This is a genomic window from Bradyrhizobium sp. P5_C11_2, from assembly GCF_054049755.1.
The window spans coordinates 20042-36095 of record NZ_JBFULT010000016.1 but is presented as its reverse complement, the minus strand read 5'-3'; the positions used below and the strand labels follow the sequence as shown (position 1 = coordinate 36095).

Below are 16054 nucleotides of genomic sequence, written 5' to 3'. Positions count from 1 at the left end.
AGGAGACCATTCGCCGTGCTGAACGGAGTGATCGCGATCGTGATCGGCAGCGTGCTCGGCGGCTGCGTCCGCTATTTCGTCTCCGGCGCGATCGCGCGGCGGCTGGGCGAGACCTTTCCCTGGGGCACCATGACCATCAATGTCACCGGCGCCTTCCTGATCGGCATCTTTGGCGCGCTGGCGACCCATCCCGGCTCGGTCTTCGCCGCGCCCAACCCATGGCTGTTCGCGGTGACCGGCTTTCTCGGCTGCTACACCACGGTGTCCTCGTTCAGCCTGCAAACGCTGACCCTGGCGCGCAACGGCGAGCCGCTGTCCGCGCTCGGCAATGTCGCCTTCTCGGTCGGATTGTGCCTCCTCGCCGTCAGTTGCGGCTTCTTCCTCGCCGACAGTCTTGGAGGGTAGGCGATGGGGTCAGAGCCAATTGCGGTAGCGATCTGCTGTACACCTCGCCCCGCTTACGGGGAGAGGTCGGTCGCGAAGCGACCGGGTGAGGGGGAGTCTCCGCGAATCCAACTATCACCGCCCTCGCGGAGAGCCCCCCTCACCCCAACCCTCTCCCCGCAAGCGGGGAGAGGGAGAAGAAAGGGCGGCGCCAGATGAGCCTCCCCTCCTCCGCCGACCGCTGGCGCAGCGCGATGCTCTATGCCTGGGTTGCCGCCGGCAGCATCGTCGGCGGGCTGACGCGCTACCTGGTGGGGCTTGCGCTCGACACCGGTCCCGGATTTCCCGTCGCGACGCTGTTCATCAATGCCACGGGATCGCTGATCATCGGCTTCTACGCCACGCTGACCGGCCCCGACGGCCGCGTGCTGGCGCGGCCCGAGCACCGGCAATTCGTCATGACCGGATTCTGCGGCGGCTACACCACCTTCTCGGCCTTCAGCCTGGAAACCTTCCGCCTGCTCCATGGCGGCATGAAGTACACTGCGCTGGCCTATGTCGCGGCGTCCGTCGTCTGCTGGCTGGTGTCGGTGTGGCTCGGCCACATGATGGCAAGCCGCTACAACCGCTTGAAAAGGAGTTGATCATGCAAATTCCCAGTCAGGCTGTTTCGCTCCGGATCTTCATCGGCGAGAACGACCATTTCGACGGCAAGCCACTTTACGAGGCGATCGTGCTGAAGGCGCGCGAGCAGCACCTCGCCGGCGCCACGGTGCTGCGCGGCCCGATGGGCTTCGGCAAGTCGAGCCGGCTGCACACCTCGAAGATCCTGCGGCTGTCGGAAGACCTGCCGCTGCTGATCGAGATCGTCGACAGCGAGGACGACGTCAACGCATTCCTGCCCATCCTGGATGGCATGATGTCGAGCGGGCTGATCACCTTGGAGAAGGTGCAGGTCCTGCAMTATGGTGAGAAGGCCGCGGGCTGACGCCGCGGCTGGAACCGAGAGACGCCCGCCGTTTCAGGAGGCGGAATGAACGACACCGTTGCCAAGCCGAAAACCAGGACGAAGACCAAGGTCGAGCGGCCGAAGCTGCACAAGGTCATCCTGATCAACGACGACTACACCCCGCGTGAATTCGTCACCATGATCCTCAAGGCGGAATTCCGCATGACCGAGGATCAGGCCTACAAGGTCATGATCACCGCGCACAAGCTGGGGGCCTGCGTGGTCGCTGTGTTCACCAAGGACGTCGCCGAAACCAAGGCCACCCGCGCCACCGACGCCGGCCGCGCCAAGGGCTATCCGCTGCTGTTCACGACCGAGCCGGAGGAATAGGCCATCCGCGCCTTCCGACTTTGCATTCCCGCCGGAGATCGCCGACAATGCCGAAAAACCGGCGCAGGCCGGACAATAAGCAAGGCGGGGAACGACGGAAGTGGGCATTTCAATAAGAAGCTTCGTGACAAGAGGCCGACTTGTCCTGACGCTGGCGGCGGTGGCCTTCTTCGCCACCGGCACGGCGCAAGCGGCCGAACGGGTCCGCATCGGGCTGTTGAAGCTCTCCTCGGCAGCCCCGTTGTTCCTCGCCAAGGAGCGCGGCTATTTCGAGCAGGAAGGGATCGAGGCTGATCTGAAATTCTTCGATGCCGCCGTACCGATCGCGGTAGCCAGCGTCTCCGGCGATCTCGACATCGGTTTCACCGGCTTCACGGCCGCTTTCTACAACCTCGCGGGCAAGGGTGGACTGAAGGTGGTTGCCGGCACGGCGCGCGAGGCACCCGGCTTCCAGAACACAGCCTACGTCGCCTCCAAGCGCGCATATGATTCGGGCCTGAAGACGATGAAGGACTTGCCCGGCCATTCCGTCGGCATCACGCAAGTCGGCTCGACTTTCCATTATTCGCTCGGCCTGATCGCCGACAAGCTGAAATTCGACGTGACCTCCGTCCGGGTCGTTCCGCTGCAATCGCTGCCGAATGTCGCCGCGGCCATCAAGGGCGGCCAGCTCGACGCGGCGCTCACCGCCACGACCACGATCAGCCCGGTGGTCGCCTCCGGCGACGCGATCGTGCTCGGCTTCGTCGGCGACGAGACGCCCTGGATGCTCGGCTGCGTCGTGGCGTCGACCGCGACGATCGAGAAGAACCGCAAGCTGGTCGAGAAGGTGCTGATCGCCTATCGCCGCGGCGCCGACGACTATGCGCGCGTGCTGTTGAAACGCGATGCGGACGGCAAATTCGCCCGCAGCGAGGAAGGTGACGCGATGCTTGCGATCATCTCCAAATACACCGAGCAGAAGGTCGAGCAGCTCCGCATCGGGCTGTCGGTCGTCGATCCCGCGCTCGACAGCGCCGACATCGCCCGCCAGATCGCCTGGTTCAAGCGCCAGAAGATGGTCGAACCCGATATCGATGCCGAGAAGATCATCGACAAATCCTTCGTCCCGGACCGGCCGACGGCGCCGAAATGACTGACGACAACGACAACAAGAACACGGAGCTACCCATGAGCGCGAGCGAAGTCACCGCGGGCACCAAAATCGTCCGGCGTGCCGCGAACCAAAAACCGTCGCGCGTCGTCGCCGACATCTGCGTGGTCGGCTCGGGTGCGGCCGGCATGTCGGCGGCGATCGAGGGCGCGCGTGCCGGACGCAAGGTGGTGCTGGTCGACAGCCTGCCCGCGCTCGGCGGCCAGGCGGTCAACTCCATCATCGGTAYCTTCTGCGGCCTGTTCTCGAACGGCAGCGACGGCTACCAGTTCACCCACGGTATCGCCGACGATCTCCTGGGCGACCTCGGTGCGCAGGAGAACGCGCTGTTCTACCGCCGCGGGCCGCACACCACCGTCGTCTATTACGACGAGGTCGCGCTCGGCCGCTGGGTCGAGAAGGCGATGCTTGCGGCCGGCGTCACCGTGATCGTCGGCGCCGTCATGCGCAATGTCCGTGTCGCCGGCCGGCGCGTGACCGGGATCGATCTCTCCACCCGCTACGGTGACGTCGAGGTCGAGGCGAACGGCTTCGTCGACGCCTCCGGCGACGCCGCGCTGGTGTGGCAGGCGGGCTTTGCCTGCCGCGAGCCGGACGACGGCCCGATCTACGGCACGCAAATGCTGATCGTGGAGAATATCGACGAGAGCAAGGTGCCGAGCCGCGAGGAATTGCCGGCGCGCATGCGGGAGAAGGCCGGCGACTACGGCCTGTTGCGGCGCGAGGGCCTGTCCTTCGTCATTCCCGGGCGCGGCGTTGCCGCCATGAACATGACCCATGTCGAGACGCCCCTGGAGCCGCTGGAGGCGAGCCGCAAGGGCATCGAGGGCAAGGACCAGGCCGACCGCGCCTTCGCCTTCCTCAGGAACGAATTCCCCGCCTGCTTCGGCAAGGCGCGCATCCGCGCCTATGGCTTTCCCGGAATCCGCCAGACGCGCTGGATCGTCGGCCGCGAGCAATTGTCGGTCGACGACGTCCGCGCCGGCACCAAATTCGAAGACGCGATCGGCCGCACGGCGTGGCCGATCGAATTGCACGACCACGGCTCCGGCCATCACTGGCACGTCTTCGACAAGGACCACGTCCACTATGTGCCGTTCGGCAGCCTGACGCCGCAGGAAGCCGACAACATCGTCGCCGCCGGCCGCTGCATCGATGCCGACAAGGCCGCGCTCTCCAGCGTTCGGGTGATGGGCCCCTGCATGGCGATGGGCGCCGCCGCTGCGCATGCGCTCGACCTCGCCGGCAGCGGCAGCGTCCATCAGATCGACATCGATGCGCTGAAGTGGCGCGTGCGCGACAATCTGGAGCGGACGGACTGAGGTGCGCAGCAGCCAAGAGCGGCGGCCGCAGCTCCCTGCTCAGCCGACCAGCGCGATCGTCGGCCAATGAACGCGCAGAACGGTCTTTCCGCCTGCGGCCGGAATGCCGGAGCTCCCCTTCTCGACGACGCGGCCTCCAAGCCGCTCGTAGAAGCGAAGGGCGGCCACGTTCGCCTCGAAGACCCACAAATGCAGCCCCGAGCCGGAAGCCATTGCCAGAAGCCGAGTGGCGGCATCGCGAAAGAGCCGCTCACCAATTCGCTGACCCCGCGCCTGCGGACGAACGTGAAGATTGTCCACAAGACTTCCCCAGACGGGATCGAAATCGCAATAGCTGCAGATGAACGCCTGCGCGAGCCCAGCCGAGTCGCAGGCCACGTTGATCAATTGCGCAGTGGAACGATCGCGGAGCCGTTGCGACCAGACCGCGAGCCTGTCGGCTTCGATGTCGCCATTCAGGAATTCCGGCGCAAGAATGTGGGCATAGGCGTCACGCCAGCTTGACGTATGGATCGCGGCGATGAGAGCGGCGTCCTTTTCGGTAGCAGGTCGAATGACGATCTCACCCAAGGGACGCTCTTCGTTCGCATCCACGCCTACACGCTTCAAGCCATCACCACCGGCGCTTCCTCCGCCAGCCCGTAGACGCGCTGCGCCTTGGAAAACCCCGCGATCGGGAATTCGCCGAGCTCGCGCCAGCCGCCGTGGCAGACGCTGGCAAAGCCCTCGGACGCCACGACGGTCCGCCCCGTCCGGCCCGCGATCTTCTCCAGCCGTGCCGCGAGATTGACCGCGGGGCCGATGCAGGTGAAGTCGAGCCGGTTGCCGCCGCCGATATTGCCGTAGAGGATGTTGCCGACATGCAGCGCGACGCCGAAGCGGAAGCGCTCGATGACGCCGCCGACGGGAAAAGCGAGCGCCTCGACACTGGCGCGGGATTCGCGCGCGGCCTCCAGCACGCGGGTGCAGACATGGGCGGCATCGCCGACATATTCGTCGATCGGGAACACCGCGAGCAGGCCGTCGCCCATGAATTTCAGCACCTCGCCGCCATGCCCCCGGATCGCGGTCACCTGGCAGTCGAAATAATGGTTGAGAATCTCGACCACCGTCTCGGCCGGCAGCCGGTCCGACAGCGCGGTGAAGCCGCGCAGGTCCGACAGCCAGATCGCGGCCTGCATGGTGTCGTTGTGGCCGCGGCGGATCTGGCCGGCAAGGATGCGCTCGCCGGCGCGGTTGCCGACATAGGTGTCGAGCAGCATCGAGGCGGTGCGGCGGAGCGTGACGATCTCGCTCACGCGCGCGAGCGGCGCCACGATGGACCGGATCGTCGCGATGTGGTCATCGCTGAAACCGCCGGAATGCCGCGTCGTCCAGCTACAGGCGTGAATCGAGCCGTCGAGAAAGCGCATCGGCGTCGCGATGTAATCGGTGACGCCTTCGGCGCGCATGTCTTCCAGGAACGGAAACCGCTTGGTGTCGATGTCGTCGATGCGTCCCCTGACTTCCAGCCCCTCCTCGAACACGATCCGGAGCGGGCTGCGGGCAAATTCGGGCGTGTCCAGGATCTCGAAATCGACGGTCCCGACCTCGACCTCCTCGCCCTCGCGCCAGATGAAGTTGCGGCCGAAGATTTCGGGATGCAGCGTGCGGATGAAGACGCCGAACCGCCACAGCGGCAGCCCGGCCGCGACCAGATGCTCGCACGCATCCGCGATCATCTCGGCGGGCCCCCGCGACGACCGGGCGCCGTCGATCAGCCAATTGATGATGCGCTGGAACTCGGAAGTTTCCATGCCCGCATTTTGCGGACGAAGTTGCGGGGCCGTCAAGCTGCGCGGTGGGCTAGTACCGCGACATTAAAGTTCGAGCATGATCTTTTCGGAAAACCGCTGCGCACTTTGCGCTAATGCGGCCCTTCGGGTCCGGATCATACTTTAGCGCCCGACCTGCCCGCGGTCGCGGAGGAAATGGTCGGCCAGCACGCAGGCCATCATGGCTTCGCCGACCGGGACGGCGCGGATGCCGACGCAGGGGTCGTGACGGCCCTTGGTCATGATCTCGGTGTCGGCGCCGCTGCGGTCGACCGTCAGGCGCGGCTGCAGGATCGACGAGGTCGGCTTCACTGCGAAGCGCACCACCACCGGCTGTCCGGTGGAGATGCCGCCCAGCACGCCGCCGGCATGGTTGGACAGAAAGCGCGTGCCGTCATTGCCGGTGCGCATCTCGTCGGCGTTCTCCTCGCCGGTGAGCTCGGCGGCGCCAAAGCCGGCGCCGATCTCGACGCCCTTCACTGCGTTGATGCTCATCATCGCGGAGGCGAGCTCGGCATCGAGCTTGGCATAGATCGGCGCGCCCAATCCTGCCGGCACACCCTCGGCGACGATCTCGAGCACGGCGCCGATCGAGGAGCCGTTCTTGCGGATGCCGTCGAGATAGGTTTCGAAGAAGGCGGCCTTGTCCTTGTCGGGACAGAAGAACGGATTGTTGGCGATCTCGTCCCAGTCCCATTTGTCGCGATCGATCTTGTGCGGGCCCATCTGCACCAGCGCGCCGCGCACCTTGACGCCGGGCAACACCTTGCGCGCGATCGCGCCGGCGGCGACCCGCGTCGCGGTCTCGCGCGCAGATGAGCGCCCGCCGCCGCGATAGTCGCGCAGGCCGTATTTCGCTTCATAGGTGAAGTCGGCATGGCCCGGGCGAAACTTGTCCTTGATCTCGGAATAGTCCTTCGAGCGCTGGTCGGTGTTCTCGATCAGAAGCCCGATCGGCGTACCGGTCGTCACCTGCACGCCGGTCTCCGGATGCGCCATCACGCCGGAGAGGATTTTGACCTGGTCCGGCTCCTGGCGCTGGGTGGTGAAGCGCGACTGGCCGGGACGGCGGCGGTCGAGGTCCTGCTGGATGTCGGCCTCGGTGAGCGGGATCAGCGGCGGGCAGCCGTCGACCACGCAGCCGATCGCCACCCCGTGGCTCTCGCCGAAGGTGGTGACGCGGAACATGTGGCCGAAGGTGTTGAAGGACATCGCTGCTCGCTAGGTCGGTTCCGGCGTGTGGTAACGCGCGGGCGGCCGGGGGTCAAACCCGCACGCTCCCTGTCATCCCGGGATGGTCCGAAGGACCAGACCCGGAATCTCGAGATTCTCAGGTGCGCAAGGGCGCACCGGAGTTCGGTGCTGCGCACCGCCCCGGAATGACGGGAGTGTTGGCTTAACTATGCTTCTCCAGCCTGCCGTCGCGAAATACGTAAACCGCGCCCTGCTCGATATAGAGCTCCGCGGCGCTCGCAGGGGTCTCCAGGCCGAGCGAGACCATCAGGGCCCGGCAGGTGCCGCCATGGGCGACCGCGACGGTATCGGACTGGAGCTGGTCGTACCAGGCACGGACGCGGACCTGGACGTCGGCATAGGTCTCGCCGCCGCTCGGGCCCACCGTCCATTTGTCGGCGAGGCGCCTGGCATAGATTTCGGGATCGGCGGCCTCGCTCTCGGCCAGCGTCAGCCCTTCCCAGACGCCGTAGCCGATCTCGCGCAGGCGATCGTCGAGCGCATAGTCCGTGACCGGCAATTCGAGCTTGCCGCGCGCAAGTTCCATGGTCATGCGCGCGCGGCCGAGCGGGCTCGACACATAGGGCAGCGCGGCCTTGTCGCGGCCGTCGCGCTTGAAGAGATCGGCCAGAATGGCGCCGGCCTGCACGGCCTGGTCGCGTCCGCGCGCGTTCAGCGGAACGTCCCTGGTGCCCTGGAGCCGCCCGAGCGCATTCCACTCGGTCTCGCCGTGGCGAAGATAGTAGATCGTGGGCACGGGCATTCCAGGTAAAGGTTAGTCCTTCCCACCCAGCGAAATGTCCGGCGCGTCGGGCCGCTTCATGCCGAGCACGTGGTAGCCGGAATCGACGTGATGCACCTCGCCGGTGACGCCGCGCGACAGGTCGGAGAGAAAATACAGCGCGCTGCCGCCGACGTCCTCGGTGGACACGTTGCGCCGCATCGGCGCGTTGTACTCGTTCCACTTCAGGATATAGCGGAAATCGCCGATGCCGGAGGCGGCGAGCGTCTTGATCGGCCCCGCCGAGATGGCGTTGACGCGGATGTTCTTCTCGCCGAGGTCGGCGGCGAGATAGCGCACGCTGGCCTCCAGCGCCGCCTTGGCGACGCCCATCACGTTGTAATGCGGCATCCACTTCTCGGCGCCGTAATAGCTGAGCGTGATGATCGAGCCGCCGTCGGTCATCAGCTTCTCGGCGCGCTGCGTCACCGCGGTCAGCGAGTAGCAGGAGATCAGCATCGACTTGGTGAAATTCTCCTGCGTGGTATCGACGTAGCGGCCGTCGAGCTGCTCGCCATAGGCGATCGCGTGCACCAGGAAATCGATCTTGCCCCACTTCTCCTGCAACACCGCGAACGCCGCGTCGATGGTCGCGGCATCGGTGACGTCGCAATGGCCGAGCACGAGACCGCCGATCTCGGCAGCGAGCGGCTCGACGCGCTTCTTCAGCGCATCGCCCTGATAGGTGAAGGCGAGCTCGGCACCGGCCGCGTGGCATGCCTTGGCAATGCCCCAGGCGATCGAACGGTTGTTGGCAACGCCGAGGATCACCCCGCGCTTGCCCTGCATCAAACCTGAATTCTGCGCCATTTCTCAACGTCCCATCGGGCTGGGTTAGGATCTGGAGGTACACCAGCCCTCCTTCGCGGTACAGTCCTAATACGCGGCGTTAACGCTGTTTCGAGCGCCGGAATAGCCGTTCCGTTCGGGTGTTATGATCGTTGAGGCGCTCGCGCCGAACGTTGAGGACGTCAAGACCGCAATGAATGCGTTTCGCCAGAGCGTGGAAGCCATGATCCCGGCGTTGCGCCGCTACGCCCGCGCGCTGACGYGCGATGCGGATGCGGCCGACGATCTGGTGCAGGACACTCTGGTGCGCGCGTTGCGTTCGGAGCGATTGTTTCTCGGAGGCGACGTCAGGAGCTGGCTCTACACGATCCTGACCAACCTCAACAAGAACCGGCGGCGCTCGCTGGCAAGGCGGCCGCAATTCATGCAACTGACCGAGAACAATCCCGATGCCAGCGGGACCGAAGCCGAAGGGCGCGACATCGAGAGGGCGCTGGCGACGCTGGTCGAGGAGCAACGCTCGGTTCTGCTGCTGGTGATGCTGGAGGGCATGAGCTACCGCGAGGTCGCCGACATCCAGGGTGTGCCGATCGGCACCGTGATGTCGCGCCTGGCACGCGCCCGCGCCCACGTCAAAGCATCGCTGGAGGGCGAGCGCCCGTCGCTCAGGCGGGTGAAGTGATGGCAGGTTTGATGCATCGCGCATGTTGCGTCCTCCGCATGCAGAGGGACAAAGCGCAGGTCAACCGCGAACGATATTTTGGGCCGCAGAGCCAGAGACGACCGATATGAACGACCACAGGATTTCAGTGACCGAGGACGAACTGCACGCCTATGTCGACGGCGAGCTGCCGGCCGAACGCCGCGCCGACGTCGAGGCCTGGCTCGCCGCCCACCCCGAGGATGCCGAGCGGGTGCAATCCTGGCGCACCATGGCCGAGATGCTGCACGCCCGCTACGACGACGTCGCCCATGAGCCGGTGCCGCAGCGGCTGGAGCTCGAGCGGCTGGAGCGGCGCCCCCGGCAATGGCTTTATGGCGCCGCTGCGGCCGTGCTGGTTGCCTTCGTGGCCGGCGGCGCGGCCGGATGGGTCGCGCATGGCGCCGCCAACGCGCCCTCGACCTTCCAGAGCTTCACTGCCGACGCGCTCGACGCCCATCGCCTCTATGTCGTCGAGGTCCGCCACCCCGTCGAGGTCGGCGGCAACGAGCGCGACCATCTCCAGGCCTGGCTGACCAGGCGCTGCGGCTGGACCGTGTTCGCGCCGAACCTGGAGGCGAGCGGGCTGAAACTGGTCGGCGGCCGGCTGCTGCCGGGGCCGAACGGACCCGCCTCGTTCCTGATGTATGAGAGCGGCTCGGGCGAACGCTACACGATCTACGCCGCCAAGACCGAGAGCGGCGCGACGCAGATGCGCTACGCCAGGACGGACAAGGACGGCGCGCTGTTCTGGGCCGACCGCGGCGTCGGCTACGTTGTCAGCGGCGGCGGCGGCGACCGCGACCGGCTGACCAGGGTGGCGCAGGCCGTGTACGACCAGGCAGAGAAAAACGGCACCTAGACAACCGCGCGAACGCGGTGCCTCGATTCCGACATTGAAAATTTGGAATCAAGACATCGGCGCGTCTCATTATCGCACCGGATGCTCACGCGAAAATGAGCAGCGTTCGATCCGCCGATCGACGCGGGCGGCCTCGATTGGGGTTTTTGGTACCGCGCTGGTCCCCCTCTCGAGGCCGCACCTATTTATCGGCCGCCCCGCCGGACAGCCGATACGTCGAGCACGTGCGCCAAGTGAGGGCTACCACGCCTCGGGCATATGATGAGCATCATCTGCTTCGACGATGCTCTCGGTCTTTAGGAGAACCCCTTCAGCTTCCGATCTCGCCCTAACCAAGCCCGCTACGTGGATTGTAGGGGTGTTGGTCCCGCCACTTCTCCATCAATGCCTCAAGCTCGACGTCGTTCCCGTCCGGTAGCATAATCCTGACGGTGACGAAGAGATCGCCGGTTCCACCGGCCTTCGGCAGGCCCTTGCCCTTGAGACGGAAGGTCCGGCCGCTGGAGGTGTTTTTGGGAACCGAGAGTTCCACGGCATTGCCGAGGGTGGGCACACGGACCTTGCCGCCGAGCACCGCCTCGTAAAGCGTGACCGGCAGGTCGACCCGCAGATCGGCCCCCTCGACCTTGAAGAAGGCGTGCGGCGCGACCGTGATCGTGATCAGGAGATCGCCGGGCGGATGGCCGGGGGCGGTCTCGCCCTGCCCCTTCAGCCGGATCTGCTGGCCACTGACGACGCCGACCGGAATCTTGACGTTGAGTTCCTTGCCCGAAGGCAACCGGACGCGCTTTTCCCCGCCCTGCACCGACTCTTCCAGCGAGACGGTCATGGCGACGTTCAGGTCGAGATCGAGCCCGATCCCGCCGGTGTCGAATTCGAACTGCCCGGCGCCGCCGGCACCGGGCCGCGCACCGCGGGTCCCGCCGAACATGCTGTTGAGGATGTCCTCGAACGCGCCGCCGCCCGGGCCAGCGCCCGCACCGCCGCTGCGGAACGTATAGCTCTCGAACCCGCCCGGGCCGGCGCGCCCGCGCGGACCGCCCCCGCCCGGAAAGCCCTGGAAGCGCGGCTTGCCGTCGGCGTCGATCTCGCCGCGGTCGAACTGCTTGCGCTTGTCCTCGTCGCCGAGGATCTCGTTGGCCGTATTGAGCTCAGCGAAGCGCTCGGCGGCCTTTGGGTCGTCCTTATTGCTGTCTGGATGATGCTTCTTGGCAAGCTTGCGATAGGCGCTCTTGATCGCGGCAGCATTGGCGCTCCGCGGCACCCCCAAGACCTCATAGGGGTCGCGCATCCGTCACGTCTCCTCTCGGGAAATCGATGTGTTCAAAGGGCTCCCCGCCCCACCTGTGCTTCATGTGGGGGCGAGTGGCATTTTTGCAACTAGCCCGCGGAGCCGATTCCTAACTCCGCCACGGCTTTAGCGTATGAATCTCCCAACGGCCACGGCTGCTTTGGCAACCGGCGCCCTGGAGCCAGCTTTCGGTGTTCCCGTTGACATAACTGGCGAGGAAGTCGCGGCACTTGCGGCCGTCCTCGGCGGCGTAGGACTGCGCGATCGGGGTCACCGAGCCCCGCGCGCCGGTCTCCGGGTTCTCCCAGTGCTGGCTGGAATCCTTGTCGCCCTTGCTCAGGACGTCGGAGGCGGCGTTGCGGGCGAAGGCAAGATCGGTCTCGGTCGGCGGCGCGTCCTTCGCCGCCCGCGCGATCGAGCCGGTGAGGTCGCTGTCGTCGGCCTTGGCATAAGCACTGCTGTCAGTGCGGGAAAAGCTGCAACCGCCGGCGCCGAGCCCGATCACAATCATCGTCATGACAAAGCCGGACGGCCGCATCGCCGATAGGCCAACGCGCCCCCATGCCCTATATAGGGCGGTAGCGGACAACAATGCGTTTTGGGCCGCGGGACGCAACTCGGACTCCAGACATGACCGACTCGACCTCGATGAAACACCAGACACCCTTAACATCCGGTGATTTCACCGCCGCCGATGAGCCGTTCGCGCTGTTCGAGGCCTGGCTGAACGAGGCGATCAAGAGCGAGCCGAACGATCCGAACGCCATGGCGCTCGCAACCGTCGACGCCGACGGCCTGCCGGACGTGCGCATGGTGCTGATGAAAGGCTTCGATACCGAGGGTTTCGTCTTCTACAGCCACATCGCCAGCCAGAAGGGCCGCGAACTCGCCGCAAATCCTAAGGCAGCGTTACTTTTCCACTGGAAGTCGCTGCGCCGACAGGTGCGCATCCGCGGCAACGTGACGCCGGTGACCGACGCCGAGGCCGACGCCTATTTCGCCACCCGGCCCAAGCAGGCGCAGATCGGCGCCTGGGCGAGCAAGCAGTCGCAGCCGCTGGAGAGCCGCTTCGCCTTCGAGCAGGCGATCGCCAAGGTCGCGGCCAAGCACGTCATCGGCGAGGTGCCGCGGCCGCCGGGCTGGAGCGGCTGGCGCATCACGCCGTCACGCATCGAGTTCTGGCACGATCGCCCATTCCGCCTGCACGACCGCATCGAATTTCGCCGTGACGCAGCCGGCAAGCCGTGGTCCAAGACGCGGATGTACCCCTGACCTGAAAGACCTCCATGCCGCAGTCCTCCAATGCGCCGCGCCGCACGCTGCTCCTGACCGGAGCGAGCCGCGGCATCGGCCACGCCACCGTGATCCGCTTCTCCTCCGCGGGCTGGCGCGTCATCACCTGCTCGCGGCATCCGTTCCCGGAGGATTGTCCCTGGGATGCTGGCCCTGAGGACCACATCCAGGTCGACCTCGCCACCCCCGCGGATACCACGCGCGCGATCTCCGACATCCGCGACCGCCTCGAAGGCGGTATGCTCCATGCGCTGGTCAACAACGCCGCGATCTCGCCGAAGGGCCCGGGCGGCTCCAGGCTCGGCTCGGTCGACACCGACATCGACACCTGGACGCACGTGTTCAACGTCAATTTCTTCGCGCCGATCATGATGGCGCGGGGGCTGATCGAGGAATTGAAGGCAGCCAAGGGCTCGGTCGTCAACGTCACCTCGATCGCGGGCTCGCGGGTGCATCCCTTCGCGGGCGCGGCCTACGCGACCTCGAAGGCCGCACTCGCATCGCTGACGCGCGAGATGGCCTCGGATTTCGGCCGCGTCGGCGTGCGCGTCAACGCGATTGCGCCGGGCGAGATCGACACCTCGATCCTGTCGCCGGGCACCGAGAAGATCGTCGACCAGCAGATCCCGATGCACCGGCTCGGCACGCCGGACGAGGTCGCCAAGATCATCTACGTGCTGTGCACGGAAACATCGTCCTACGTGAACGGCGCCGAGATCCACATCAACGGCGGGCAGCACGTCTAGGCCAGGCGCGCGGAGCATGGGTCGTTTTGCCAGCACTGCGTCACTCTACGAGCACTTGCGGCCGCCCTACCCGCCCGAATTCTTTGGCAGCGTCGCGCAAAGGCTCGGCCTTTCCCGACGATGTGGCCTGATCGACCTCGGCACCGGACCCGGGGTGCTGGCGCTCGGCTTCGCGCCCTATGTCGGCCGCATCGTCGGGGTCGATCCTGAACCCGCAATGCTCGATGCAGCGCGAGGCGCGGCTGCGCGCGCCGGCCATACCCTCGCCCTGATCGAAGCCAAGGCCGAGACCCTTGGCCCCGACATCGGCAGCTTCGACGTCGTGACGATCGGCCGTGCCCTGCATTGGATGGATCGCGATCCAACGCTCGCACTGCTGGATCGGCTGGTCGCGCGCGACGGCGCAATTGCGATCTGCGCGTCGTTCTCAGCCACCGACGGCCGCAACCCGTGGCTTGATGGTTACAATGAAGCCCGCCGCCGCTGGTCGCCCGCCCGGCTCTGGGAGGAGGCCGGCCGCGGCACCAAGACCCATCGCGACCTTCCCGCGTTCTTTCGCGGCAGTTCCTTCCAACCCGCCGAGCTCGTCACAGTCGAGACGAGCCACGCGGTCAACGCGCAGGACCTGGCGCGACGCACCCTCACCTACTCGTCGTCCTCGCCGGACGCGTTGGGCGGGAATGTCGAGGCAATGCTGCGCGATGTCGAGGAGCACCTGGTTCCCTTCAGCCGCAACGGCGTGATTGCCGAGACCATCGTCTCAACGGCGCAGATCGTCATGCGCTAGGTGAATTGCCGCACGATGGGCGGGAAGCAAGGCGATCCAGACAACGCCGCCGCAAGACCTGGATCGCCCTTCCTTCCCCGTTCCTCAATCGACGCGAATGCGACGCGACCTGTCGCGCGGCCGCGGAGCGGCCGTGCTGAATGCAGTCGAGCAGTCGTCGTCATTCTCACCGTCGAGCAGCGGAGCACCACAGTGCCGGCACATGCGTGCCGACATCGACGACGCCTTGCCGCTCGCCAGGACCTGACGATAGTTCGCCAGATCGATGACGTTGCGGGGCGACGTTATGTGTTTTTCAACCATGGCTGTTCCTCGCGGCTACACGCTACTTATCGCAGACAAGTTTCGCGCAAACGTTCAGCCCACCRCTCAAATTTTACCGGAGGAATTGGGGCGGAGCGCACGCATCACCGCGCGGCCTCAATCCCGATCTATTCTGCGACACGATTTACCCTGTCTCTGCGACCAGCGTAAGGTCTCGGTAGCTATCAGAGCCACTTCTTCAACTTGAAGAGCCAGTACGGAACAATCGCGGCGCACAACATCATCACCAGTGCCATCGGATAGCCGTGCACCCATTCGAGTTCCGGCATCACCTTGAAGTTCATGCCGTAGATCGAGGCGATCAGCGTCGGCGGCATCAGGACAACAGCCATGACCGAAAACAGCTTGATGATGTTGTTCTGCTCGAGATTGACGACGCCGAGCATGGCATCGAGCACGAAGGTGATCTTGCTGGAGAGATAGGAGGCGTGGTCGGTCAGCGAGGCGACGTCGCGCTGCATCGTCTTGAGCTGCTCGCGCATGTCCTTGGACCATTTCACCCCTTCGACCACGGCCGAGAGGAAGGTGACGACGCGGCCGATCGAGACCAGGCTCTCGCGAACCTTCGAGGTCAAATCGCCCTTGCGGCCGATCGCGATCAGGATCTGGGAATATTGCTTGGCGTGGCCGTGACGCTCGCTCTCGGGCTCGAAGATGTCGTGCGAGACCTGGTCGATCTCGGCGCCGCATCGCTCCAGGATGTCGGCGCAGCGGTCGATCACCGCGTCGAGAAGTTCCATCAGCACCATCTCGCCGGTGATCGCGGGCGTGCAGGAACGGGCCAGCTTGGCCTCGACCAGCGCGAACGGCTTGGGCTGATCGTAGCGCACCGTCACCAGGCGATGGTCGCCGAGGATGAAGGTCACCGCCGTGGTGCGCGGCATGTCGGTGTCGGATTGGCACATCAGCGTCGCGGTCATGTAGCGCGCGGCGTTCTCGATGTAGAGGCGGCTGGAGATCTCAATCTCCTGCATGTCCTCCCGGGTCGGGATGGCGATGCCCGCAAGCCGCTCCACCGCCTTGTCTTCGGCGGCGGTCGGACTGACCAGGTCGATCCACACCGCATTCTCCGGCAGCGCCGTGAGATCCTCGACGATGGCCTTCCTCAGGGAGGACTCGGAGGGAACGAACACAGAAAACATGCACAACTCCAGCAGGGGCCTGCGACAGAGTGACAGCCCTTAGCGCGATTCTGACAAGTTCATGATGACAAGCACATTAACGGAGCGTTTGCAT

At 65.6% G+C, this 16054-nt stretch carries 20 protein-coding genes; 11 read left to right on the top strand and 9 right to left on the bottom strand.

Annotated elements, in window-relative coordinates; translation table 11 throughout:
* Window positions 1-15: 15 nt before the first annotated feature.
* From crcB (ACXJL8_RS03540) to ACXJL8_RS03515, 6 genes are all read left to right on the top strand, one after another.
* Entirely contained in the window at window positions 16-405 is a 390-nt protein-coding gene (gene crcB, locus ACXJL8_RS03540) for a fluoride efflux transporter CrcB (RefSeq protein WP_456619739.1), read from the top strand.
* 194 nt (window positions 406-599) lie between these two features.
* Window positions 600-1028, top strand: a complete 429-nt coding sequence (gene crcB, locus ACXJL8_RS03535; RefSeq protein ID WP_456619740.1) for a fluoride efflux transporter CrcB — start codon at window positions 600-602, stop codon at window positions 1026-1028.
* Window positions 1029-1030: 2 nt separating this feature from the next.
* Window positions 1031-1372, top strand: a complete 342-nt coding sequence (locus ACXJL8_RS03530) for a DUF190 domain-containing protein (protein ID WP_456684633.1) — start codon at window positions 1031-1033, stop codon at window positions 1370-1372.
* 45 nt (window positions 1373-1417) lie between these two features.
* Window positions 1418-1723 carry an ATP-dependent Clp protease adapter ClpS gene (clpS, locus tag ACXJL8_RS03525; protein WP_456619742.1) on the top strand — a complete coding sequence of 102 codons (306 nt, stop codon included), beginning with the start codon at window positions 1418-1420 and terminating at the stop codon, window positions 1721-1723.
* A 124-nt stretch (window positions 1724-1847) separates the two neighbouring features.
* A complete protein-coding gene (locus tag ACXJL8_RS03520) occupies window positions 1848-2858 on the top strand; it encodes an ABC transporter substrate-binding protein (protein WP_456619743.1) in 1011 nt (336 codons plus the stop codon).
* 35 nt (window positions 2859-2893) lie between these two features.
* Window positions 2894-4198, top strand: coding sequence for an FAD-dependent oxidoreductase (locus ACXJL8_RS03515; protein ID WP_456684632.1), 1305 nt, complete (start codon window positions 2894-2896; stop codon window positions 4196-4198).
* A 39-nt stretch (window positions 4199-4237) separates the two neighbouring features.
* Here the strand turns inward: ACXJL8_RS03515 and ACXJL8_RS03510 are convergent, their stop codons facing one another.
* From ACXJL8_RS03510 to fabI, 5 genes are all read right to left on the bottom strand, one after another.
* Complete coding sequence (locus ACXJL8_RS03510; protein WP_456619745.1) at window positions 4238-4768, bottom strand: N-acetyltransferase family protein; 531 nt, start codon at window positions 4766-4768, stop codon at window positions 4238-4240.
* A gap of 35 nt (window positions 4769-4803) precedes the next feature.
* Window positions 4804-5994 (bottom strand): adenylate/guanylate cyclase domain-containing protein, encoded by a 1191-nt coding sequence (locus ACXJL8_RS03505; protein WP_456619746.1) that lies wholly within the window; start codon window positions 5992-5994, stop codon window positions 4804-4806.
* Between the two features lie 141 nt (window positions 5995-6135).
* Complete coding sequence (gene aroC, locus ACXJL8_RS03500; protein WP_456619747.1) at window positions 6136-7224, bottom strand: chorismate synthase; 1089 nt, start codon at window positions 7222-7224, stop codon at window positions 6136-6138.
* Between the two features lie 184 nt (window positions 7225-7408).
* Window positions 7409-8008, bottom strand: coding sequence for a histidine phosphatase family protein (locus ACXJL8_RS03495; protein ID WP_456619748.1), 600 nt, complete (start codon window positions 8006-8008; stop codon window positions 7409-7411).
* Between the two features lie 12 nt (window positions 8009-8020).
* Window positions 8021-8836, bottom strand: a complete 816-nt coding sequence (gene fabI / locus ACXJL8_RS03490; RefSeq protein ID WP_456619749.1) for an enoyl-ACP reductase FabI — start codon at window positions 8834-8836, stop codon at window positions 8021-8023.
* A gap of 172 nt (window positions 8837-9008) precedes the next feature.
* On the opposite strand from fabI, the gene ACXJL8_RS03485 reads away from it, so the two are divergent.
* Together ACXJL8_RS03485 and ACXJL8_RS03480 are read left to right on the top strand one after the other, a co-directional pair.
* On the top strand, window positions 9009-9497 hold the full coding sequence (locus ACXJL8_RS03485) for a sigma-70 family RNA polymerase sigma factor (protein ID WP_456684631.1): 489 nt from the start codon (window positions 9009-9011) through the stop codon (window positions 9495-9497).
* A gap of 106 nt (window positions 9498-9603) precedes the next feature.
* Window positions 9604-10377, top strand: coding sequence for an anti-sigma factor family protein (locus ACXJL8_RS03480; protein ID WP_456619751.1), 774 nt, complete (start codon window positions 9604-9606; stop codon window positions 10375-10377).
* A gap of 328 nt (window positions 10378-10705) precedes the next feature.
* Here ACXJL8_RS03480 and ACXJL8_RS03475 read toward each other — a convergent pair whose 3' ends face one another.
* Both ACXJL8_RS03475 and ACXJL8_RS03470 read right to left on the bottom strand, forming a co-directional pair.
* Entirely contained in the window at window positions 10706-11668 is a 963-nt protein-coding gene (locus ACXJL8_RS03475; RefSeq protein ID WP_456619752.1) for a DnaJ C-terminal domain-containing protein, read from the bottom strand.
* Window positions 11669-11777: 109 nt separating this feature from the next.
* Window positions 11778-12185: an RT0821/Lpp0805 family surface protein gene (locus ACXJL8_RS03470; protein WP_456619753.1), complete on the bottom strand. Its 408-nt coding sequence runs from the start codon at window positions 12183-12185 to the stop codon at window positions 11778-11780.
* Between the two features lie 113 nt (window positions 12186-12298).
* Here ACXJL8_RS03470 and pdxH point away from each other — a divergent pair, with 113 nt between their 5' ends.
* The 3 genes from pdxH to ACXJL8_RS03455 are packed head-to-tail and all read left to right on the top strand — an operon-like array spanning window position 12299 to window position 14494.
* On the top strand, window positions 12299-12940 hold the full coding sequence (gene pdxH / locus ACXJL8_RS03465; protein ID WP_456619754.1) for a pyridoxamine 5'-phosphate oxidase: 642 nt from the start codon (window positions 12299-12301) through the stop codon (window positions 12938-12940).
* Window positions 12941-12954: 14 nt separating this feature from the next.
* Entirely contained in the window at window positions 12955-13707 is a 753-nt protein-coding gene (locus tag ACXJL8_RS03460; RefSeq protein ID WP_456619755.1) for an SDR family NAD(P)-dependent oxidoreductase, read from the top strand.
* 16 nt (window positions 13708-13723) lie between these two features.
* Window positions 13724-14494, top strand: a complete 771-nt coding sequence (locus ACXJL8_RS03455; RefSeq protein WP_456619756.1) for a class I SAM-dependent methyltransferase — start codon at window positions 13724-13726, stop codon at window positions 14492-14494.
* An 84-nt stretch (window positions 14495-14578) separates the two neighbouring features.
* Here ACXJL8_RS03455 and ACXJL8_RS03450 read toward each other — a convergent pair whose 3' ends face one another.
* Both ACXJL8_RS03450 and ACXJL8_RS03445 read right to left on the bottom strand, forming a co-directional pair.
* Entirely contained in the window at window positions 14579-14797 is a 219-nt protein-coding gene (locus ACXJL8_RS03450; protein ID WP_456619757.1) for a hypothetical protein, read from the bottom strand.
* 185 nt (window positions 14798-14982) lie between these two features.
* On the bottom strand, window positions 14983-15960 hold the full coding sequence (locus ACXJL8_RS03445) for a magnesium transporter CorA family protein (protein WP_456619758.1): 978 nt from the start codon (window positions 15958-15960) through the stop codon (window positions 14983-14985).
* Window positions 15961-16054 lie beyond the last annotated feature (94 nt).

Excerpts from the sequence above, each read along its gene's own strand:
- crcB (WP_456619740.1), top strand. The coding sequence starts at position 600 with ATGAGCCTCCCCTCCTCCGCCGACCGCTGGCGCAGCGCGATGCTCTAT.
- clpS (WP_456619742.1), top strand. The coding sequence starts at position 1,418 with ATGAACGACACCGTTGCCAAGCCGAAAACCAGGACGAAGACCAAGGTC.
- ACXJL8_RS03505 (WP_456619746.1), bottom strand. The coding sequence starts at position 5,994 with ATGGAAACTTCCGAGTTCCAGCGCATCATCAATTGGCTGATCGACGGC.
- aroC (WP_456619747.1), bottom strand. The coding sequence starts at position 7,224 with ATGTCCTTCAACACCTTCGGCCACATGTTCCGCGTCACCACCTTCGGC.
- ACXJL8_RS03495 (WP_456619748.1), bottom strand. The coding sequence starts at position 8,008 with ATGCCCGTGCCCACGATCTACTATCTTCGCCACGGCGAGACCGAGTGG.
- fabI (WP_456619749.1), bottom strand. The coding sequence starts at position 8,836 with ATGGCGCAGAATTCAGGTTTGATGCAGGGCAAGCGCGGGGTGATCCTC.
- ACXJL8_RS03480 (WP_456619751.1), top strand. The coding sequence starts at position 9,604 with ATGAACGACCACAGGATTTCAGTGACCGAGGACGAACTGCACGCCTAT.
- ACXJL8_RS03475 (WP_456619752.1), bottom strand. The coding sequence starts at position 11,668 with ATGCGCGACCCCTATGAGGTCTTGGGGGTGCCGCGGAGCGCCAATGCT.
- ACXJL8_RS03470 (WP_456619753.1), bottom strand. The coding sequence starts at position 12,185 with ATGACGATGATTGTGATCGGGCTCGGCGCCGGCGGTTGCAGCTTTTCC.
- pdxH (WP_456619754.1), top strand. The coding sequence starts at position 12,299 with ATGACCGACTCGACCTCGATGAAACACCAGACACCCTTAACATCCGGT.
- ACXJL8_RS03460 (WP_456619755.1), top strand. The coding sequence starts at position 12,955 with ATGCCGCAGTCCTCCAATGCGCCGCGCCGCACGCTGCTCCTGACCGGA.
- ACXJL8_RS03455 (WP_456619756.1), top strand. The coding sequence starts at position 13,724 with ATGGGTCGTTTTGCCAGCACTGCGTCACTCTACGAGCACTTGCGGCCG.
- ACXJL8_RS03450 (WP_456619757.1), bottom strand. The coding sequence starts at position 14,797 with ATGGTTGAAAAACACATAACGTCGCCCCGCAACGTCATCGATCTGGCG.
- ACXJL8_RS03445 (WP_456619758.1), bottom strand. The coding sequence starts at position 15,960 with ATGTTTTCTGTGTTCGTTCCCTCCGAGTCCTCCCTGAGGAAGGCCATC.